Raw genomic sequence first — 20,724 nt, 5'->3', positions numbered from 1 at the left:
CGTCAGGCTCCGTCGTGCGTGGTGGTCGGGGCGGGGGAGTCGGTGCTCTCCCGCAGGGTGCGGCCGGTCAGGCTGAGGAAGACGTCGTCGAGGGTGGGGCGGGTGAGCCGGGCGGTGAGCGCCCGTACCCCGGCGCCCTCCAGGTTCCGCAGCAGCACCGGGAGCCGGGCGTCTCCGTGCGGGGTGCGCACCCGCACCTCCGTGCCGTCGGTGGTGACCTCGTGGACGGCGGGCAGGGCGCGGGCGAGCTCGGCGGCCCGCTCGGCGTCGGCGCGGTCCGCGGTCCCCAGGGTGATGCGGTCGCCGGCCAGGTCGGCCTTGAGCCGCTCGGGGGAGTCGTCGGCGATGACCCGGCCGTGGTCGACCACCATCACCCGTCGGGCCCAGAGATCGGCCTCCTCCAGGTAGTGGGTGGTGAAGACGATCGTGGTGCCCAACTCCTTGTGCAGCCGCAGCACGTGCTCCCAGATGTTGGCGCGGCTGTGCGGGTCGAGCCCGGTAGTGGGCTCGTCGAGGAAGAGCAGTTCCGGCTCGTGCACCAGCGCCATCGCGATGTCCAGGCGGCGGCGCTGGCCGCCGGACAGCGTGCCCACCGTCCGCTTCGTCAGACCCTCCAGTTCGAGCGCGGCCAGCAGCCGCTCCGCCCGGACGCGGGACTCCGCGCGGGTCAGACCGTACGCGCGTCCCTGGGTGATCAGCTCGTCGCTGACCCGGAAGTTGCTGCCGGCGCTGTTGCCCTGGCCGAGGTAGCCGATGCGGTGGCGGACGCCCGACGGGTCGGTCAGCACGTCGTGACCGGCGACGACGGCGGTGCCCGAGGTCGGCGGGAGGAGCGTGGTCAGCATCCGCAGGCTGGTGGTCTTCCCGGCGCCGTTCGGGCCGAGGAAGGCGACCACGGAGCCGGCTTCGATGTCGAGGTCCAGTCCGCGCACCGCCTCGACGGTCTCTCCCTTGGCGCGGAAGCTGCGGGTGAGCCCGCGGGTGTGGATCATGGGTTCTCCCGTACGGGGTTCATGGGGCGAGCCAGGGGGCTCCCGGCCCGGGCCCGGACCGGCCGGGTCGGCCGCGGGCAGGGTGAGGGAAGCCAGATGCCCTGGGCTCTTGACTTCTTCGAGCTTAGAAGCGTTAATGACGTCTTTGTCAGCCTCCCTGACGGTCTCGATCCGCCTTTCGAGCCGCCCCTCCCACCCGCCTCCGAGCGGTGCGCCGGGCGGCCTTCCGGCCGCGGGTCCGGCCCGCCCGGCGCCGTACCAGCGCGACTCCACCGTCCTCCCAGCGGTCCCGCGCAGTCTGGCCGCCGGCTCGGCGACCGGCCACGGGCCGGACGGGAAGGCAGGTGTCCCCCTTGGCACGACTCACACGCAGACGGTTGCTGGAACTCTCGGCGCTCTCCGGAGGTGCCACCCTCCTCGGCGGCCCCGCCGCCTCCGCCTCCGCCGCCACGGACCCGCACGCCCAGGGAGCGGTGGTGCTGGAGCCGGACGACCCCCGCTACGGGGAACTCACCACCCGCGGACACAACGGCCGCTTCACCGGGTCCCCGGACGCGGTGCACCTGGTCGCCTCCGCCGGGCAGGTGGCCCGGGCCGTCGAGGAGGCGGCCCGCGCCCGCAAGCGCGTCGCGGTCCGCAGCGGCGGCCACTGCTTCGAGAACCTCGTCGACGACCCCGCCGTCCGCGTCCTGATCGACGTCTCGGAGATGACCGACGTCTCCTACGATCCGCGGCGACGGCTCTTCGCCGTCGAGGCGGGCGCCACGCTCGGACGGGTCTACCGCACCCTCTACCTCCGATGGGGCGTCACCCTGCCCGGCGGCGGCTGTCCGACGGTCGGCGTGGGCGGCCATGTCGCCGGCGGCGGCTACGGCGCGCTCTCGCGCCGGTACGGGCTGGTCGTCGACCACCTCCACGGGGTCGAGGTCGTCGTCACGGACCGGACGGGCAGGGCCCGCCTCGTGACGGCCACCCGTGACTCGACCGGCGCCGAACGCGACCTGTGGTGGGCCCACACCGGCGGCGGAGGAGGGAACTTCGGTGTCGTCACCCGCTATCTGTTCCGGACCCCCGGCGCCACCGGAGGCCCGGGCGAGCTGCTGCCCCGGCCGCCCGGCGCCGTGCGCTCCGTCTCCCTCGGCTGGCAGTGGCGGGACCTGGACCGCGCGGCCTTCGCCCGGCTCCTGCGCGCCCACGGCGACTGGCACCGGCGGCACATCGGCTCCGGCTCGCCCTACGGGGAGCTGTCGAGCGGACTCACCCTCGGCCACCGTGCGAACGGGCTGATCACGGTGGACGCCGCGCTCGACGCGTCCCACCCCCGCGCGGCGGAGCTCCTGGACGCCTTCGCCGCCGCACTCACCGGGCCGGTCGGGGCGCCGCACACCTCGACCACGACCACGACTCCCTGGCTGAAGTCGGTCCTCGGGGGCGTCCAGTGGCCCGGCGGCGCCCGTTTCAAGTCCAAGTCCACCCTGCTCCGCAAACCCTGGGACGACCGGCAGATCGGCGTGCTCCACGACCATCTGGGCCGGGGCGGCGAGGAGTTCGCCACCGCCGCCGTCTACCTCACCTTCCTCGGCGGACGGATCAACGACGTACCCCCGGAAGCCACCGCCATGGCCCACCGGGACTGCCTCTTCAGCAGCGTGCACGAGGCCCTCTGGGGCGACGAGGAGCAGACCGCGCGCCAACTCGCCTGGGTCCGCGACCTGTACCGGGAACTCCACGCCGACACCGGCGGTGTCCCGGTGCCGAACGACGCCAACAGCGGCGCCTACGTCAACTATCCGGACGCCGACCTCGCGGACCCCCGGCTGAACACCTCGGGCGTGCCGTGGAGCACCCTCTACCACCGCGACGGATACGAGCGGCTGCGCCGGGTCAAGGAACGCTGGGACCCGCTGGACCTGTTCCGGCACGCCCTCTCCGTCCGCCCGGCCGAGCCGGCGTCCGACGGCGCGGACCGCGGACCGTCGCGCGGCCCGCTCCCCGGGCGGTCCGGCGCCCAGCCGTCGTCGAGCGCCTGACGAGAGACCCCGCCGAAGCTGGCCCCGCTGCCCGAAGCCGAGTTGGAGGAGGGACCATGTCAGACCCCCGCACCACCCACCGCACCGAGCACACGATCACGGTGGCCGCCCCGGCGCGCCGCGTGTTCGAGCTCATCGTCGACGTCGGCCGATGGCCCGAGACCTTTCCGCCCACCGTCCACGTCCAGCACGTCGACCGGAGCGGGACGCGGGAGCGCATCCGGATCTGGGCCACCGCCAACGGCGAGGTCAAGACCTGGACGTCACGCCGGGAACTGGACCACGACCGCCTCCGCGTCTCCTTCCGCCAGGAGGTCTCGCAGCCCCCGGTGGCCGCCATGGGCGGGGAGTGGATCGTCGAGACGGTCGACGCGGGCCACACCCGGGTACGCCTGCTGCACGACTTCCGGGCCGTCGGCGACGACCCCCAGAACGTGGAGTGGATCGAGAGGGCGATCGACCGCAACAGCGGCGCCGAACTGAACGCCCTGCGCGTCGCGGCCGAACGGACCGGGGACGCCGAGGAACTCACCCTGACCTTCGAGGACACGGTGGAGATCACCGGTGCCGTCAAGGACGCCTACGCCTTCGTCGACGAGGCGGGCCGCTGGCCCGAACGGCTGCCGCACGTGGCCCGCACCGTCCTGCAGGAGGACGCCCCCGGGGTCCAGACGCTGGAGATGGAGACCCGGTCGCCGGACGGAGCCACGCACACCACCCGCTCCGTCCGGATCTGCTTCCCGGACGAGCTGATCGTCTACAAGCAGCTGCACACCCCCGCGCTGATGAAGGCCCACGTCGGACGGTGGGTGTTCGCGGAGGACGTGGCCGGGGGCCGGATCACCTCCGTCCACACCGTCGTCCTCGACGAGGAGGCCATCCCGGCCGTCCTCGGGCCGGACGCCACCGTCGCCGATGCCCGCGCCTTCGTCCGCGACGCCCTCGGCCGCAACAGCACCACCACCATGGAGCACGCCGCCGCCCATGCCCGCGGAACGGGCGTCTGAGCCGGGGCAGCCACCCGGCCGGCCTCCGGCGCCGGCCCGGCAGCCGCCGACGAAGGGGAGGGCCGGGAATCCCGGCCCTCCCCTTCCGGCATGCCCCGGCGGTGGCTCAGTCCTTCGGACCGGCCAGCGCCGCCTCGGAGAGCCAGTCCACCGCGTCGGGATAGGTGAACGGGTGCATGAACGAGCCCGCCCTGACGTCCCGGTAGAGACGTGCCAGGGGATGGGACCCCGCGTAGGCGGCGCCGCCGATCACCGTCACGCAGTCCGCGACGATCTCGGGCGCCAGCCGGTTGACCGTCAGCTTGGCCCGCTGGAAGTCGAACATCATGCGCCGGCCGCGCTCCAGCGGATCACCGTCGAACTCGTACGCCAGGTAGTCCGCCACCGACAGCGTGCCCGCCGCCGTGGTGCGCAGGGCGTGCAACCGCGCCTCGATCTCGGCGAGCAGCGTGCGCACCCCCGCCGCCGGCGCACCGCCGCGTCGCGTCAGCTCCGCCACCACGTGGTCCCGGGCGGCCTGGGCCACCCCCACGTAGATCCCCAGCATCGTGATCGAACTGACGGTCTGTCCGGCCAGGACCGCGTCGTCACGCTCCCCGAGCGGCCCGCGCAGGAACACGTCCTCCAGACGGACCGGGCAGTCGTCCAGGACGATGTCCACACTCCCGGAGGCCCGCATGCCGAGCCCCTCCCAGTTGTCCAGGACGGTCAGCCCCGGCGTCCGCCGGGGCAGCACGGCCGCGGCCGACCGCGTCACCCCCGCCACCTCGACCCGCGCCGAGACCACGAAGTCGGTGGCGATGGGTGCCATGCTCGCCAGCGTCTTGCGGCCCGACAGCACCCAGCCGCCGTCCGGTGCCGGACGCAGCCGGGTGACCACCCGGCCCCCGCCGGCGTCCTTCACCGTGGTGCACACCACCGCCTCGCCCGAGCCCATGCCCCGGAGCAGGCGCTCGGCCAGCGCCCGCGCCCGCTCGTCCCCGTGCCGCCACTCGTGAGTGAGCGTCAGACCCCGGCTGAGCTGCATGTGCAGGGCGAGCGCGGTCGACGCGTCCGCCTCGGCCACCGTCGTCAGGGCCAGACACACGTCGTGCAGCGAGGAGACGTCCAGCCCCCCGAGCTCCTTCGGCACGGTGGCCCCCAGCACCCCGCTCCCGCGGAGCCGCTCGAACACCTCGACCGGGAAGACGCCGTCCCGGTCCCCCTGCCGGGCCCCGTCCCGTATCAGGGGAAGGTGTTCGGCCAGCAGAGCGAGCAGCGCGCGCCCCGAGGAGGTCCTCGGCTCGCGCAGATCCGCCGTGGCCGCCCGGCCCCTGTCGTACGTCGCCATCGCGTTCCCCGCTTCCTTCGCTCGACTCCGGTCGCCCGGTGCGATCGGGACGCCCGATGATGACCCGAGCGGTTCGACGACCGTTGGAAAGCCGCTGTCCCACGGGTCCAGCACCGGTCACGCGCTTGTTTCGCGGAGATAGCGGTCCAGGGCGACCCGGTGGTAGCCCGGCCCGAACACCGAACCCGCCGGCTCGGGCACCAGGGCGCGCAGCTTCTCCACCGACGGACAGTGCGAGAAGGCGCTCTCGCCCCCGCCCACCACCTCCTCCTCCGCCTCCAGCCCCAGCCGTCGCTTGAGGTGGGCGACGAGGTCGACGACGTCCACGCAGTCCCCCGAGGCCACGTTCACCGTCTCGTCGCGCACCCCGGAGGCCAGCAGACGGTCGACGAGCCCGACGAAGTCCGCGACGTGCAGCAGATCGCGCCGCGCCCCGGCGTTCACCCGGACCCGCCCCGCGCGCAGCTGCGACACCAGCGCGGGCACCAGCCGGAAGTCGGGCCCGTGCGGCCCCAGCACATACGAGAGGCGCAGTACGAGGTGCGCCACGCCGGACTCGCGGATCGTGGTCTCCAGGGCGAACTTGTGACGCCCGTAGCGGGTGGTCGGGACGATCGCGTCGCCCTCGCGCCCCCGGCAGCCGGGACCGCCGTACATGCTGGCCGTGGAGAAGAAGACCAGCAGCTCGCCCCGGCTCCGGCAGCGCGCGATCGTGCTCCGCACCAGCGCCGCCTCCCGCTCGTGCTCGGAATCCGGCAGCTGCTGGCGCGGAACTCCCGCCGCCAGCACCGTCACCCCGGGATGCGCCTCGCGCAGCGGCCACAGATGCCGGGCGATGAAACCCTTGCCGATGATGTCCATGACCGCGTCACCCTAGGCGACCGGTGCCACGCCCCCCTCGTGTCCGGCTCGACGGGCCGCTCCGGCCGGAGCCACGGGAAGTCGAGAGGGGGTCGAGGGGGCACGCCTAGCGTTCCGGCCATGGTGGCGAGCATGACCGACAGTGCGCTGGGACGCGTTCTGCTGACCCTGCGCGGCGTCCAGTGGATCCTGGGCACGAAAGGCGACCCGTACGCGCTGCTGCTCCGCGCGGCCGGAGACGACCGGGCCGAACTGGGCCGGCGCGTCCGCGAGCGGGGCCCGCTGTACTGGAGCAGCGCCGAGGCATGGGTGACGGCCGACCCCGACGTGGTCGCCGCCGCGCTGGCCGACCGGCGCCTCACGCCCCGGCCCCCCGACGACGGCGCCCCGCCCGGAGGACCGGCCGAAGAACCCGCACCGTGGGACGTGCCGCCCCTGCGGGAGGCGCTGCCGCTGGCCGGGCTGCCCGTGGCGCTCGACCGGGAGGAGTACGAACGCCTGCGGGACTGGGCCGCGCCCGTGCTCGGCGAACCCGCGCTGCGCGGCCGGCACGCGGCGGCCGCACGGGCCTACCGGCACCGTGCGTCGGCGCTGGGGGAGCGGTTCGACCTGATGGACGACCTGATCCGGCCCGCCACGGTGGACGCCGGGCGCGTCCTGCTCGGCGTACCGGAACACCGGGCCGCCCGCTTCGCGGAGCTCTGCGGCGCACTCGCCGGCGTCCTGGACGCCACGCTCTGCCCCCCGCGCCTGGACACGGCCCGCCGATACCGTGCGGCCCTCCCGGAACTCCGGGCCCTGCTCACGGAACCAAACGGCGCGCCCGGGACCTCAGGCGCCTGGGGTACACCGGGCGCTCCCGGTACGCCGAGCACCTCTGGTGAGTCCGGCGCTCCCGGCACCTCCCGTGCGCCCGGGGCATCCCGTACCTCGGTCGGGTCCGGCACTCACCGCGCTCGTGACGCACATGACGCTCAGGGCGCGAGCCGCGCAGCGGGTGTCGGCGCCGGCGCGCGCGCCGGACTGCCTCGCCGTCTGTCGGCGACCCCCGCGGCCGACGGTCCGCCGTCACCCGACGACGTCCTGACGGTGTGCGCCCTGCTCGCTCTGGTCGGCATCGACGTCGCCACCACCCTGGTCGGCAACGCCGCCGCGCTCCTCCTGGACCACCCCGAGCAGTGGCGCGCCCTGTGCGCGGACCCCGGGCTCGCCCCGGCCGCCGTCGCCGAGACGCTGCGGCACACACCGCCCGTCCGCCTGCACCGGCTGTACGCGCGCCAGGACCTGGACCTCGCGGGGATCCGAGTGGCCGCGGACGAGGAGGTCGTCCTGCTCACCGAGGCGGCCCAGCGCGATCCCCGCCGCCACCACGACCCGGAGCGGTTCGACCTCCACCGCCCCGCCCACGAACGGCATCCGCTCCCCGGGGACGGCCACGCGGTCGACGCCCTCGTCGGCCCGGCGGCGCGCCTGGCGGCCGAGGCCGCCCTCAGGGTCCTGGCCGCGGAGGTTCCCGGCCTGACCAGGACCGGCGAGGTGCTGCGCCGCCTCCGCTCCCCGATCACCGGCGGCGTGTTCCGCTTCCCCGTCGCCCGCCAAGGAAACGTCCGGGGGTAGTTCGCCCCCGGACCCTATGAACCCGAGGAAGGCCCCATGTGCCGTGTCTGTGGAGGACCCGTCCGTCAGTTCTTCGACTTCGGGCGCCAGCCACTCTCCGACGCGTTCGTGCACCCCGAACGCGTCGACGACGAGTACTTCTACCGGCTCGCCGTGGGCAGCTGCGAGTCCTGCGGCATGACCCAGCTCATGGACGAGGTCGCCCGGGACCGGATGTTCCACGAGGCCTACCCCTACCACTCGTCCGGTTCGGCCCACATGCGGCGCCACTTCGAGCAGACCGCCGGCCGGCTCTCCCGCGCACACCTGCGCGGCCGCGACCCCTTCGTGGTGGAGATCGGCTGCAACGACGGGGTGATGCTGCGGGCCCTCGCCAAGGAGGGCATCCGGCACCTGGGCGTCGAGCCCTCCGGCGGCGTCGCCGACCTCGCCCGTCAGCAGGGGGTCCGCGTCCTCACGGAGTTCTTCGAGGAGTCGACCGCGGCCGCGATCGTGGCCGCCGACGGCCCGGCCGATCTGGTCTACTCGGCCAACACCATCTGCCACATCCCCTACCTCGACTCCGTCTTCCGGGGCCTCGACCGCCTGCTGGCGCCGGACGGCGCCTTCGTCTTCGAGGACCCGTACCTCGGCGACATCCTGGACCGCACCTCCTTCGACCAGATCTACGACGAGCACTTCTACTTCTTCACCGTGCGCTCGGTGAGCGCCGCCGCCGCCCGCTTCGGCTTCGAGGTCGTCGACGTCGAGCGGCTGCCGGTGCACGGCGGCGAGGTCCGCTACACCCTCAAGCGGGCCGGGCGGAGCACGCCGAGCCCGGCCGTGGCCGAACTGATCGCCGAGGAGGACCGCAAGGGGATCGGCACCCCCGAGGTCTTCGCCGCCTTCGCCGCCGGGGTCGAACGCGTGCGCACCGAACTGACGGCCCTGCTGCGGGGGTTGCGCGCCGAGGGAAAGCGGATCGTCGGCTACGGCGCCACGGCGAAGAGCGCCACCGTGACGAACTTCTGCGGCATCGGCCCCGAGTCGATCGACTGGGTGTGCGACGTCACCCCGGCCAAGCACGGGAAGCTCATGCCCGGTTCGCACATCCCGGTCCGCCCCACCGAGGCCCTCACCGACCCCTACCCCGACTACGCGGTGCTGTTCGCCTGGAACCACGCCGAGGAGATCATGGCGAAGGAACGGCTGTTCCGGGAGTCCGGCGGGCGCTGGATCGTGTACGTGCCCGAGGTCCGCGTCCTCTGACCGCGGAAGACCGCCGGCAAGGCCGGCACCACCACAAGCAACCGAGGACGGTGTCATGCAGTCGCGACAGCTCGCCGTGGACGGCGCGTTCGAGTTCCGGCCGAAGATCTTCACCGACGAACGGGGGCTCTTCGTCTCCCCGTTCCAGGAGACGGCCGCCCGACAGGCCCTGGGGCACCCGCTGTTCCCCGTGGCCCAGACCAATCACAGCCTGTCCCGGCGCGGAACGATCCGGGGCGCCCACTACACGCTCACACCCCCGGGGATCGCCAAGTACGTCTACTGCGCGCGCGGCCGGGCGCTCGACATCGTCATCGACGTCCGGGTCGGGTCGCCCACCTACGGCCGGTCGGAGACCGTCCTGCTCGACCAGGAGGACTTCCGCGCCGTCTACTTCCCCGTCGGCGTGGCCCACGCCTTCGTGGCGCTGGAGGACAGCACGGTGATGTCGTACATGCTCTCCGGGGAGTACGTGCCCGAGAACGAGCTGGCCCTCTCCGTCTTCGACCCGGCCCTCGAACTGCCCCTGCCGACGGACATCGAGCCGGTGATGTCGGAGCGGGACCTGGCCGCACCCACCCTGGAGACGGCGGAGAAGTCCGGCACCCTCCCGGACTACCGGCGGTGCCTGGAGGTCGAGCGGGCGCTGTGCGGCGGCCCGGCCCGGTGACCGCCGGCCGGGAGCCCGCCGTCGCCGTCCTCGGCGCGACGGGCTGCGTGGGCCGCGCGGTGACCGCCGCGTACGCCGAGGAGGGCCGTCCCGTCCTCGAAGTGGCGCGCCGCCGGCCCCCGCACACGCGGGGCCGCCGCTTCCTCGCCCTGGACGCGGCCTCCGCCGACCCGGGCGAACTCGCCGGGCTGCTGGCCGCGGCCGGCGTGGACACGGTGGTCAACGCGGCCGGCGGCTGGGTCACCGGCGAGGCGGAGAACGAGCGCGCCCACGTCGGCCTCGTACGGAACCTGCTCGACGCGCTGGCCCGGATGCCGGGCAGAACGCGCCTGGTGCAGATCGGATCCGTCCACGAGTACGGTCCGCTGCCCGCCGGCGCGGCCGCCGAGGAGACCCGCCCGCCCCGCCCCGACACCGCCTACGGGCGCAGCAAACTCGCCGGAGCCGAGGCCGTGCTCCGCGCCACGCGCGCGGGCCTCGTGGACGGGGTGGTGCTCCGCGTCGTCAACCTCTGCGGCCCGGAGGCCGCGGAGGTCGGCTTCCTCGGCGCCGCCGTCCGCCGGCTCCGCGCCGCCACCCCCGAACGGCCTGCCGAGCTGACCGTCGCCGACGCCCACCGCGACTACCTGGACGTCCGGGATCTGGCCGCCGCCGTCCTCGCGGCCGCGGCCGCCCCCGTCGTCGGGCAGGTGATCAACGTGGGCCGAGGCGAAGCCGTGCCGGTGGCCCACCTGCTCGACCTGCTCATCGCCGCGGCCGGACCGCCGCCGGGCGCGGTCCGGCTCCGTACCGCGCCCGTCGACTCGCGGGGCGGCGACTGGACCCGGGTCGACATCGGCCGCGCGGCCCGGACGCTGGGATGGCGGCCGACCGTGGACCTGCCCGAATCGATCAAGGACATGTGGGACGCGTTCCGCGCGGACCACGCCGTGGAGCAGCCATGACCGCAGCCATCACGCGACCCGCGAGCCGCTCGCGCGACGCCGCCACCCCGTTGCGCGTCGCCGCCTCGGCGTACGCCCGCGACGGGGGGCGCACCCCGCACACGGCGTTCCACGACTGGTACGCCGACGCCGCCGCCCGCACCTTCACCCGGGTGGAACGCGTCCCGCTCGACGCGCTCACCGGCTGGGAGACCGAGCCCGGCACCGGCAACCTGCGCCACCACACCGGCGGCTTCTTCACGGTGGAGGGCCTGGAGGTGCGGATGCCGGCCGGACCGGTCCCGGCCTGGAGCCAGCCCATCATCAACCAGCCCGAGGTCGGGGTCCTGGGCATCCTGGTCAAGGAGTTCGACGGCGTCCTGCACTGCCTGATGCAGGCCAAGGTCGAGCCCGGAAACGCCAACGGCGTCCAGATCTCCCCGACCGTCCAGGCGACCCGCAGCAACTACACCGGCGTCCACGGCGGGCGTCCCGTGCCCTACCTCGACTGGTTCCGGGACCCCGGTTCCCGCGGTCCGCTCGTCGACGTGCGGCAGTCGGAACAGGGCTCCGCCTTCCACCACAAACGGAACCGGAACATGGTCGTCGAGGCGGACGGGGAGGTGGAGGTCCGCGAGGGCTTCCACTGGCTGACCCTCGGCCAGCTCCACCGGCTCCTCGCCGAGGACGACGTGGTCAACATGGACGCCCGGACGGTCCTGTCCTGCCTGCCCTTCGCCCACGCCGACCTCGCCCGGGAGCTGGGTCCGCCCGCCGACCCCTTCCGGGCGGCCCTCTTCCGCTCCTGCGACCCCTCGGCCGAGGCCCGGCACCCGCTGGGCGCCGTCCTCAGCTGGATCACCGAGGCCCGCACGCGCACCGACGTCCACGCCCGTCGCGTCCCGCTGGCCCGGCTGCCCGGCTGGCAGCGCACCCCGGAACGCATCTCACACGTCTCCGGGGCCTTCTTCGACGTCATCGGCGTCCGGGTGGAGGCCGGCGGCCGGGAGGTCGCCCAGTGGTCGCAGCCGATGATCGAACCGCACGGCACCGGCGTCGTCGCCTTCCTCACCCGGTCGTTCGGCGGGGTCCTGCACGTGCTGATGAACGCCCGGGTCGAGGCCGGCTACATGGACGTGGTGGAACTCGCGCCGACGGTCCAGTGCACCCCCGCCTCCTACGAGCACCTGCCGAGGAGCGCCCGTCCGCGCTACCTCGACGCGGTGGAGGGCGCCGATCCCGCACACGTCCGCTTCCACTCCGTCCTCTCGGAGGAGGGCGGACGCTTCCACCACGCGCGCAACCGCTACCTGATCGTCGACACCGACGTCGACGTCCCGCCCGACGACCCCGACTACCGGTGGATGACCGTCCACCAGCTCGTCGAGCTGCTGCGGCACAGCCACTACCTGAACATCCAGGCCCGCAGCCTGGTGGCCTGCCTGCAGAGCCTGCTGATGCCGGGCGAACCGGCACCGACCACGGAGAGGAAGACCCGGATATGAACGCGGGGAATGTACGGCCCGTCACCGGCTGCCGGGTGTGCGGCGCGTCGGACTGGCAGGACGTGGTCTCGTTCGGCGAGGTGCCGCTGGCCAACGCGTTCCTGGAGCCGGCCGCCTCCTACGACGACGAGCCCTCCTATCCGCTCGGCGTGATCTCCTGCCGCTCCTGCCGGCTGATGAGCGTCACCCACGTCGTCGACCCCGAGGTGATGTACCGGACGTACAGCTACGTCACCTCCGACTCGGAGACCATCACCCGTCACATGGAGTTCGTCGCCGCCACCTGCCGGGAGCGCGCCGGGCTCGCCGCCGGTGACCTGGTGGTGGAACTCGGCAGCAACACCGGCCAGCAGCTGGCCGCCTTCGCCCGGCACGGCTGCCGCGTGATCGGCGTCGACCCCGCACGCAACCTGGCGGCCGTCGCCAACGAGCAGGGCATCCGCACCCTGCCCGAGTACTTCACCGAGACCACCGCCGGAGCCGTGCACCGCTCCCACGGCCCCGCGCGCCTCATCCTCGGCCGTCACGTCTTCGCCCACATCGACGACCTCGCCGGCGTGCTCGCCGGGGTGCGCGCGCTGCTCCACCCCGAAGGGGTGTTCGCCGTCGAGGTGCCCTACGCGGTGGACCTGCTGGAGAAGTACGCCTTCGACACCATCTACCACGAGCACCTGTCGTACTTCCTCGTCCGCACCCTCGACACCCTGTTCACCCGGCACGGTCTGAGCCTCTTCGACGTGGAGCGGCTCCCGGTCCACGGCGGCTCGCTCCTCGTCCTGGTCGGCCGCCCCGAGGCCCGACGGCCCGTCACCGACGCGGTCGGCGAGCTGATGGCGGCGGAGGAACGGGCCGAGCTCGGCACCGACGCCGCCTACCGGGAGTTCGCCCGGGGCGTCCGGGCCGTCCGCGAGGAGCTTCCCGCCCTGGTCCGCTCGCTGCTCGCGGAGGGGAAGCGGATCGCCGGCTACGGCGCCTCGGCCAAGGGCACCACGATCCTCAACATCTGCGGGCTCGGGCCCGACGAGGTGGCCTACTGCACCGACACCACCTCGCTCAAACAGGACAAGGTGCTGCCCGGCACCCACATCCCGGTCCGCAGCCCCGACCACGCCCGCAACGACCCGCCCGACGTCTATCTGATGCTGGCGTGGAACTACGCGGACGAGATCCTCCGCAAGGAGGCGGACTTCCTGCGGGCCGGAGGCCGGTTCATCCTGCCCTTCCCCAAACCGGCGGTCGTCTCGGCCGACACCGTCCGCTGACGGGCGCCGCGGGCACGCGCGAGCCCGGTGGGACGTCGCCACGACGTCCCACCGGGCTCGGCCGTTCCCGGGCGGCGCCCCGCTCAGGCCCGGTCGTCGCGGCTCACGTACCGCTCGCGCACCCGCCACTCCCCGTCCTCGACGACCAGGACGTCGTCGCACACGCACATGAGGAGCAGACGCGGCGCCTCGTCCCGCCGGGTCGCCACCACCTGCACGTACGAGCGCACCCGCACCGACCCGTCCGGTCCGGGGTCCTCCACCGCGGCCGTGGTCAGCAGGTGCCGGCGCACCTCGCCCTCGGCGGCCAGCTCCGCGTGCGCCGCGCGGACCCCGGCCGCCAGGGCGGCGCGCCCGCGGACCGGCTCGGGCAGCGACGGCGGTGCGAACAGGCCGTCCTCGGTGAAGGTGGCGGCCCACGCCTCGGCGTCGCCCGAGTCCAGCAGCTGCATCTGCCGGGCATGGAACCGCTGGATCTCGGCGCACAGCGACGCGTACGCCGGGCTGATGGTGTCCCTCACGGATCTCCCTCCTCGCCCGCGCCGACGCGGGCAGCTGCCGCCGATGGTGGCGCGCCGCCTTGGAACCGGGCTCGTGCCCCGTGGGCCCCGGACTCCAGCCCGGCTCGACCGTTGCTCCGGGCCCGGCCGGGAGGATGCCGACCCTGAACCGGCCCCGACCCCATGGAGGCGTGCCGTGAGGCTCATCGACCTGTCCTCGGCGGTGGACGCGACGCTCTGGGAACCCGACCCCGTGGAGCACCACGTCCTCACCCCCCGCGAGGGCGCCCTGCACATGAGCGAGGAGATGCGCGCCCACTTCGGCACCGGCCTGGACCCCGACGAGCTCCCCGGCGGCGAGTTCCTCTCCCTCGACCGCATCACCCTCACCAGCCACACCGGCACCCACGTGGACGCGCCCTCCCACTACGGGTCCACGGCGGGCTACGGCGACGGCGTGCCCCGGCACATCGACCAGATGCCGCTGGACTGGTTCCTGCGTCCCGGCATGGTGCTGGACCTCACCGACGCGCCCACCGGGGTCATCGGCGCGGACCGGCTGGAGAAGGAGTTCGCCCGCATCGGCCGCACCCCGCGCCCCATGGACATCGTCCTGCTGCACACCGGTGCGCAGCGCCACCGGGGGACCGAGCGGTACTTCACCGACTTCGCCGGGCTCGACGGCCCCGCCGTCCACCTCCTGCTCGATCTCGGCGTCCGGGTCATCGGCACGGACGCGTTCAGCCTGGACGCCCCCTTCGGCGACATCATCGCCCGCTACCGGGCCACCGGGGACCGCGACGTGCTGTGGCCCGCGCACATGATCGGCCGGGACCGCGAGTACTGCCAGATCGAACGGCTGGCCAACCTGGAGGCGCTGCCCGCACCGTACGGCTTCCGGGTCTCCTGCCTCCCGGTGAAGATCGCCGGCGCCGGAGCCGGCTGGACCCGCGCGGTCGCCCTCGTCGAGGACTGAGCCCGCCCCGCCCCATCACCCGTGCCCCGACCCGAAGGAGGCCGATGTTCGGCCACGACCTGGCGGACGTCTACGAGCTGGTCTATCGCGCCCGTGGCAAGGACTGGGCGGCCGAGGCCGCCGAGACCACCCGCCTGATCAGGAACCAGCTGCCCGCCGCCGACTCCCTGCTGGACGTGGCGTGCGGCACCGGCGCCCATCTGGAGGCGTTCGACCGCCTGTTCGCCCACACCGAAGGGCTCGAACTCTCCCCGGCCATGCTCGAACGCGCCGCCGGCCGGCTCCCCGGCGTGCCGCTGCACCAGGGCGACATGCGCGCCTTCGACCTCGGGCGCACCTTCGACGCCGTGGTCTGCCTGTTCACCGCGATCGGCTATCTGAGGACCGTCCCCGACATGCGGGCGGCGGTCGCCGCGATGGCCCGGCACCTGAGGCCCGGAGGGGTGCTCGTCGTCGAACCCTGGTGGTTCCCCGAACGGTTCCTCGACGGTTACGTGGCCGGTGACCTGGCGAGCGACGAGCACCGCACGGTCGCCCGGATCTCGCACTCCACCCGCGAGGGCCGGACCACGCGGATGGAGGTGCGGTTCGTGATCGGCGAGGCCGGAGGCATCAGGGAGTTCACCGAGGTCGACCTCCTCACCCTGTTCACCCGGGACGAGTACCTGGCCGCCTTCGCCGACGCCGGGTGCCCGGCGGAGTACGTCCGGCCGCGGTGGACGGCACGGGGGCTCTTCGTCGCGCGCCGCCCCTGACAGCCGGCGTCTCACACGGAGGAGGAGTGTTCGCCGGCGATGGCCATGACGTAGCGGCCGTAGTCCGAGTTCCCCAGCCGCGCGCCCAGCCGGTGGCACTCCTCCGGACCGATGAAGCCCCTCCGGAGCGCCACCTCCTCCACGCAGGCGATCCGCACCCCCTGCCGCTCCTCCAGGGTCCGTACGTACTGGGCCGCCTGGAGGAGGGACTCCGGGGTCCCGGTGTCCAGCCAGGCGAAGCCGCGGCCGAGTTCCCGCAACCGGGCCCGTCCGTGCTCCATGTACACGCGGTTCAGATCGGTGATCTCCAGCTCGCCGCGCGCCGAGGGCCGCAGGGCGGCGGCCCGGGCGACCACGTCGTTGTCGTAGAAGTAGAGGCCCGTGATCGCACGGTTCGAGCGGGGCCGGTCCGGCTTCTCCTCGATGGATATCAGCATGCCGTCCCCATCGGTCTCGCCGACCCCGTACCGCTCGGGATCGTGTACCTCGTACCCGAACAGCAGGCACCCGTCCAGTTTCTCCCGCTCCTGTCGGAGAACCTCGGAGAAGGAATGTCCGTGGAATATGTTGTCGCCCAGCACCAGTGCCACGGAATCGTCTCCGATGTGGTCGGCACCGATGACGAACGCCTCCGCGATCCCGTTCGGCTTCGCCTGCTCCGCGTAGTCGATACGCAGCCCCAGCTGGCTGCCGTCACCGAGCAGCCGACGGAACAGCGGCAGGTCGTGCGGGGTGGTGATGAGGAGGATGTCCCTGATGTCCGCGAGCATCAGCACCGAGAGCGGATAGTAGATCATCGGTTTGTCGCCGACCGGTAAGAGCTGTTTGGAAACGGCCAGCGTGATCGGGTGCAATCGGCTTCCCGTACCCCCGGCCAGAATGATTCCTTTCATGGACGCGATGCTAGCCACGCGGTATCGGGAGCCGCAAGGAAAGGAATTCCAGGTCGAGGTGGAATCGAGCTGGATACGAGTCCGATCCGCTGAACTCGGTGCCCATCCGAGCGGAAATGGAGAATTCCTGTGACCATTCGTGTGTGGGGATATCTGGACGAGTACGCGGCAGAACGCGAGGAGATTCTCGACGCGGTGGACACCGTCTTCGGCTCCGGCCGGCTGGTCCTCGCCGACAGCGTACGGTCGTTCGAGGAGGAGTTCGCCGCCCGGCACGGCGTCCGGCACTGCGTCGCGGTGGACAACGGCACCAACGCCGTGAAGCTCGGCCTGGAGGCCCTCGGGGTCGGCCCCGGCGACGAGGTGATCACCGTATCGAACACCGCCGCCCCCACCGTCGTCGCCATCGCCGGCGCCGGCGCCACCCCGGTCTTCGTCGACGTGCGCGAGGACTACCTCATGGACGTCTCGAAGGTCGAGGCCGCCCTCACCCCGCGCACCCGCTGCCTGCTCCCGGTCCACCTCTACGGCCAGTGCGTCGACATGGCGCCCCTGGAGGAGCTCGCCGCCCGGCACGGCCTGGCCGTCCTGGAGGACTGCGCCCAGGCCCACGGAGCCCGTCATCACGGCCGCGCGGCCGGGACCATGGGCACGGCCGCCGCCTTCTCCTTCTACCCGACCAAGGTCCTCGGCGCCTACGGCGACGGCGGCGCGGTCCTCACCTCCGACGAGGAAGCGGACCGCCGGCTGCGCCGGCTGCGCTACTACGGGATGGAGGAGCGGTACTACGTCACCGACCTGCCCGCCCACAACAGCCGGCTCGACGAGGTGCAGGCCGAGATCCTGCGCCGCAAGCTCCGGCGGCTCGACACGTATGTGACGGCCCGCCGGGAGATCGCCCGGCGTTACGCCGAGGGGCTCGGCGACACCGACCTCGTCCTCCCGGAGACCGCCCCGGGCAACGACCACGTCCACTACGTGTACGTGGTGCGCCACCCCCGCCGGGACGCGATCATCGAGGCGCTCCGGGAGCGGGACATCGAGCTGAACATCAGCTACCCCTGGCCGGTCCACACGATGACCGGCTTCGCGCACCTCGGCTACCGGGAAGGCTCCCTGCCCGTCACCGAGCGGCTGGCGCGCGAGATCTTCTCGCTGCCGATGTACCCCTCGCTGACCCCGGACGCGCAGGACCGCGTCGTCGAGGCCCTGCGCGACGTCCTCAAGACCCTGACCTGACCGTCCGTTCGCCGTGGCCGACGGCGGCCCCGGCCTCGTGGGGCTCGGCCGCCGTGACCGAGAGGCGGGCGGTGAAGAGCCCGTTCTCGCTCCGGCTCAGCGCCCGAAGGGCGGCGGCGTGCGGAGCGAAACCGGGCTGCCGCACCGCCCGCCGGAACGAGGCCCGGTCCGTCCACACGGCGAGGTTCACATAGCCCGCCGGATCGTCCACCTCCCGCAGCAGACTGTGCCGGACGAAACCCGGCTGCCGCGCCATGAACGCCGACGTCCGGGCGAACACCTCCTCGAACTCCTCGGGCGCCCCGTGGACGGTGAACCTGTTGACGAAGGTCACCTCCGGACCGGGCCCCTCCCGGCCGGCGGCACCCCCCGCGCCGACCACGTCGGACTCCTGCTGCTCCCCGTTCGGCATGGGCGGGACCCTTCTGCTCGTCGTGTCCGTCCGACACCTGCGGACGCGTGCCGGGGAGCCTGGCAGCGGCCCGTGGAGAACGTCTCGACACCGGCTGACCCCGGGCGCCGAACCCGCGTCACCTGGCCGCCACCTCCTCGGCCACGGGCGGCGCGGCGAGCGTCTCCTCCAGGCGTTCCCTGGCGTACGCCAGGGTCAGCCGGTCGAAGAAGTAGTGGCCGACGCCGTCGGCACAACGGTCCGTGGCCAGCAGGTGGTGGTCGGCGAGCACCTCGAGGGCGGACTCCAGCCCCTGGAGCGGCAGGCTCAGCGACTCGGCCGCCTGCGACGCCGTGAAGGGGGCCTCGCCCACCATGCTGAGCAGCCGGAAGACCCCCTGCTCCTGACGGCCGAGGACCGCGTAGCTCGCGGCGAACCGCGAGCGCACGTCCAGCTCCCCGAGCCGGGCCACGTCGAGGATCCGCGGCGTCGCCTCCAGCCGGTCGGCGAGCGCCGCCAGCGAGAGCCCGGGCCGGCCCGCGAGCCGCCCGCCCACGCACCGCAGCGCCAGGGGGTGCCGGCCGAGCAGCTCGACGGTCCGGTGCGCGGACTCCGGCTCCCTGTCCACCCGCTGCCGGCCGGCGAGGACCGCGAGGATCTCCAGGGCCTCCTCGGGCGAGGGCGGACCCAGCTCGACGCGCTCGGCCTCCACCAGGGCGGTCATCCGCCGGCGACCGGTGGCGAGGAGGGCGCAGCGCGGGTCGGCGGGCAGCAGGTGCCGGATCTGGGCGGAGGACGCCACGTCGTCCAGGAGCACCAGCACGCGGCGTCCTGCCGTACGGGACCGGAACAGCGCCCCGCACTCCTCCAGGCCCTCGGGGATGCGCGAGGGAGGGACCTCCAGGGCCCGCAGGAAGCCGCGGATCACCTCGGCGGGGTCGCGCGGTTCGGCGCAGGAGCCGCGCAGATCCGCGTAGAGCTGCCCGTCGGGGAAGTGCGGGCGGAGCCGGTGCGCCAGGTGGACGGCCACCGCGCTCTTGCCGATGCCCGGCGGTCCGGTCACGACCCCGATGTGCGCGGCCGTGCCCTCGGCAGCCGGTCCGCCGGGCCTGCGCAACGCCGCCTCCAGTTCCCTGAGGACGTCGTCACGGCCCACGAACCCCGCCAGCCCGGCCGGCAGTTGGGCCGGCGTCCCGATCGCGTCCCGCACGGCGACGGGTGAGGGGGCGGGGACGTGGGCGGTACCGGCGCCGGGCACCGGAAGGTGCGGCGCGGGCGACGGCGGGGCCAGGGAGGAGGGCGCGGCCGGGACCAGGGCCCCCGGCACGGGGACGGGCCGGAGCGGCGGCACGGGCGGTGACGGGGGAGCGAGAGGTGCGGGGTGCGCCGGGGGAGTGAGGGGCGCCGGGACGCCACCCGCCGGCGCGTCCGGGTGCGCGAGGACCTGGGGCACCGGAGCGGGGGCGGGGCCCGGCGGCGCGGCGGGCCCGCTCCGCGGCCGCCGCGGTGGCTCCTCGGGGTCGCCGGGGGAGTCAGACAGCAGGGTGTGCTGAAGACGCGCGAGTTCCTTGCCGGGTTCGAGGCCGAGTTCGTCGATCATCTTCTGCCGCAGGCTCTGGTAGACCTCCAGTGCCTCGTGACGCCGGCCGGACCTGTGCAGGGCCACCATCAGGAGTCCGTGGAGGTGTTCGTGCAGCGGATGGGCCAGCACCAACGCCTTGAGTTCACTGATGAGTTCGCGGTGCCGGCCGTGCTCCAGGTCGGCCTCGATCCGCAGTTCGAGGATGCGGAAGCGCAGCTCCTCCAGCCGGGTCACGTACGAGAAGAGCCGTCCCCCGGTCTCGACGTCGGCGAGCGCGGGTCCGCGCCAGACCGCCAGTGCCTGCTCGAAGCAGGCCAGCGCCCCCGCGGAATCGCCCCGCTGGAGCAGCTCCTGGCCTTCCTCCGCCCGACTTTCGAACCGGCTGACGTCCAGGCTCGACGAGGGAATGGTGAGGCTGTATCCGCCCGGCTGGGTCTGGAGCAGGTTCCCGAGTCCCTGCTTCAGGAGGAGCTTGCGGAACTTGTAGATGTACGTCTGCAGGGTGGTCACCGCACTCGGGGGCGGGAACTCGGGCCATAACTCGTCGATCAGCTCGGACGCCTGCACCACGGTGTTGTGCCGCAGCATGAGCAGGGAGATGACCTGACGCGGTTTGGGCGCGGTCGGCATGATGTTCCGGCCTCGCCAGAGGATTTCGACGGGACCCAAGAGTCGGAACTCCACGATGCTCCTTCCAATTCGGCGGAGACGCGCGCGGCCTGTCGTCGCCACACCGTGGGTGCCTCTCGCCGTCGCCGGTCGCCCCGACGTCACGTTAGGTCCTTGAAATCGACTGGTCAACGTCGGGTCGGGAGAGTGGAGGAGCGCCGATGAATGACCGAGGGGGAGGTGAAATGTCCCACTTGCCGGATCTCGATTCGGGGTCCTGGAAAAGTTCCCATAAAGCCGCGTTCATCGGTGACTGGCGAAGATTCGATCCCGC

At 73.3% G+C, this 20,724-nt stretch carries 18 protein-coding genes; 11 read left to right on the top strand and 7 right to left on the bottom strand.

The features are described from left to right. Positions 1 to 2: 2 nt before the first annotated feature. Positions 3 to 992, bottom strand: coding sequence for an ATP-binding cassette domain-containing protein (locus tag ABFY03_RS02655; RefSeq protein WP_319013414.1), 990 nt, complete (start codon positions 990 to 992; stop codon positions 3 to 5). Between the two features lie 344 nt (positions 993 to 1,336). On the opposite strand from ABFY03_RS02655, the gene ABFY03_RS02650 reads away from it, so the two are divergent. Both ABFY03_RS02650 and ABFY03_RS02645 read left to right on the top strand, forming a co-directional pair. Next, entirely contained in the window at positions 1,337 to 3,022 is a 1,686-nt protein-coding gene (locus tag ABFY03_RS02650) for an FAD-binding oxidoreductase (RefSeq protein WP_386723744.1), read from the top strand. 56 nt (positions 3,023 to 3,078) lie between these two features. Continuing rightward, entirely contained in the window at positions 3,079 to 4,029 is a 951-nt protein-coding gene (locus ABFY03_RS02645; RefSeq protein WP_346169037.1) for an aromatase/cyclase, read from the top strand. A gap of 106 nt (positions 4,030 to 4,135) precedes the next feature. On the opposite strand, the gene ABFY03_RS02640 is transcribed toward ABFY03_RS02645, so the two are convergent. Further along, positions 4,136 to 5,359 (bottom strand): acyl-CoA dehydrogenase family protein, encoded by a 1,224-nt coding sequence (locus ABFY03_RS02640; RefSeq protein ID WP_319013417.1) that lies wholly within the window; start codon positions 5,357 to 5,359, stop codon positions 4,136 to 4,138. A gap of 117 nt (positions 5,360 to 5,476) precedes the next feature. Next, positions 5,477 to 6,220, bottom strand: coding sequence for an NAD-dependent epimerase/dehydratase family protein (locus ABFY03_RS02635; protein ID WP_346169036.1), 744 nt, complete (start codon positions 6,218 to 6,220; stop codon positions 5,477 to 5,479). 132 nt (positions 6,221 to 6,352) lie between these two features. Between ABFY03_RS02635 and ABFY03_RS02630 the strand changes: the two genes are divergently transcribed. From ABFY03_RS02630 to ABFY03_RS02605, 6 genes are read left to right on the top strand one after another with little or no spacing between them, the layout of a single operon-like run. Then, positions 6,353 to 7,837: a cytochrome P450 family protein gene (locus tag ABFY03_RS02630; protein WP_346169035.1), complete on the top strand. Its 1,485-nt coding sequence runs from the start codon at positions 6,353 to 6,355 to the stop codon at positions 7,835 to 7,837. Positions 7,838 to 7,873: 36 nt separating this feature from the next. Continuing rightward, a complete protein-coding gene (locus ABFY03_RS02625; protein ID WP_346169034.1) occupies positions 7,874 to 9,085 on the top strand; it encodes a methyltransferase domain-containing protein in 1,212 nt (403 codons plus the stop codon). A 55-nt stretch (positions 9,086 to 9,140) separates the two neighbouring features. Then, positions 9,141 to 9,755: a dTDP-4-dehydrorhamnose 3,5-epimerase family protein gene (locus tag ABFY03_RS02620; protein ID WP_319013421.1), complete on the top strand. Its 615-nt coding sequence runs from the start codon at positions 9,141 to 9,143 to the stop codon at positions 9,753 to 9,755. Continuing rightward, a complete protein-coding gene (locus ABFY03_RS02615) occupies positions 9,752 to 10,699 on the top strand; it encodes an NAD-dependent epimerase/dehydratase family protein (RefSeq protein ID WP_346169033.1) in 948 nt (315 codons plus the stop codon). The genes ABFY03_RS02620 and ABFY03_RS02615 overlap by 4 nt, the downstream gene beginning before the upstream one ends. After that, positions 10,696 to 12,183 (top strand): NDP-hexose 2,3-dehydratase family protein, encoded by a 1,488-nt coding sequence (locus ABFY03_RS02610; protein WP_319013423.1) that lies wholly within the window; start codon positions 10,696 to 10,698, stop codon positions 12,181 to 12,183. Before ABFY03_RS02615 ends, ABFY03_RS02610 begins: the two co-directional genes overlap by 4 nt. Next, the gene (locus tag ABFY03_RS02605; protein WP_319013424.1) at positions 12,180 to 13,445 is read left to right on the top strand and encodes a class I SAM-dependent methyltransferase; all 1,266 of its coding nucleotides are present in this window, start codon (positions 12,180 to 12,182) and stop codon (positions 13,443 to 13,445) included. Before ABFY03_RS02610 ends, ABFY03_RS02605 begins: the two co-directional genes overlap by 4 nt. 83 nt (positions 13,446 to 13,528) lie before the next feature. Here ABFY03_RS02605 and ABFY03_RS02600 read toward each other — a convergent pair whose 3' ends face one another. Then, positions 13,529 to 13,966, bottom strand: coding sequence for a nuclear transport factor 2 family protein (locus ABFY03_RS02600; RefSeq protein WP_346169032.1), 438 nt, complete (start codon positions 13,964 to 13,966; stop codon positions 13,529 to 13,531). Positions 13,967 to 14,141: 175 nt separating this feature from the next. Between ABFY03_RS02600 and ABFY03_RS02595 the strand changes: the two genes are divergently transcribed. Together ABFY03_RS02595 and ABFY03_RS02590 are read left to right on the top strand one after the other, a co-directional pair. Beyond that, the gene (locus ABFY03_RS02595) at positions 14,142 to 14,921 is read left to right on the top strand and encodes a cyclase family protein (RefSeq protein WP_346169031.1); all 780 of its coding nucleotides are present in this window, start codon (positions 14,142 to 14,144) and stop codon (positions 14,919 to 14,921) included. 44 nt (positions 14,922 to 14,965) lie between these two features. Continuing rightward, positions 14,966 to 15,676, top strand: coding sequence for a class I SAM-dependent methyltransferase (locus ABFY03_RS02590; protein ID WP_319013427.1), 711 nt, complete (start codon positions 14,966 to 14,968; stop codon positions 15,674 to 15,676). 11 nt (positions 15,677 to 15,687) lie between these two features. Here the strand turns inward: ABFY03_RS02590 and rfbA are convergent, their stop codons facing one another. After that, positions 15,688 to 16,569 (bottom strand): glucose-1-phosphate thymidylyltransferase RfbA, encoded by an 882-nt coding sequence (gene rfbA / locus ABFY03_RS02585; RefSeq protein ID WP_319013428.1) that lies wholly within the window; start codon positions 16,567 to 16,569, stop codon positions 15,688 to 15,690. A 129-nt stretch (positions 16,570 to 16,698) separates the two neighbouring features. On the opposite strand from rfbA, the gene ABFY03_RS02580 reads away from it, so the two are divergent. Further along, the gene (locus ABFY03_RS02580) at positions 16,699 to 17,808 is read left to right on the top strand and encodes a DegT/DnrJ/EryC1/StrS family aminotransferase (RefSeq protein ID WP_346169030.1); all 1,110 of its coding nucleotides are present in this window, start codon (positions 16,699 to 16,701) and stop codon (positions 17,806 to 17,808) included. Here ABFY03_RS02580 and ABFY03_RS02575 read toward each other — a convergent pair. Both ABFY03_RS02575 and ABFY03_RS02570 read right to left on the bottom strand, forming a co-directional pair. After that, the gene (locus tag ABFY03_RS02575; RefSeq protein ID WP_346169029.1) at positions 17,792 to 18,220 is read right to left on the bottom strand and encodes an antibiotic biosynthesis monooxygenase family protein; all 429 of its coding nucleotides are present in this window, start codon (positions 18,218 to 18,220) and stop codon (positions 17,792 to 17,794) included. The two genes, ABFY03_RS02580 and ABFY03_RS02575, sit on opposite strands and share 17 nt — an antisense overlap. Positions 18,221 to 18,338: 118 nt before the next feature. Next, the gene (locus ABFY03_RS02570) at positions 18,339 to 20,411 is read right to left on the bottom strand and encodes an AfsR/SARP family transcriptional regulator (protein WP_346169028.1); all 2,073 of its coding nucleotides are present in this window, start codon (positions 20,409 to 20,411) and stop codon (positions 18,339 to 18,341) included. Positions 20,412 to 20,724 lie beyond the last annotated feature (313 nt).

Origin of the sequence: Streptomyces roseofulvus (assembly GCF_039534915.1) — a bacterium.
Taxonomy (GTDB): domain Bacteria; phylum Actinomycetota; class Actinomycetes; order Streptomycetales; family Streptomycetaceae; genus Streptomyces; species Streptomyces roseofulvus.
The sequence above is the reverse complement of the archived record's forward strand: the minus strand, read 5'-3'. Positions and strand labels throughout refer to the sequence as shown.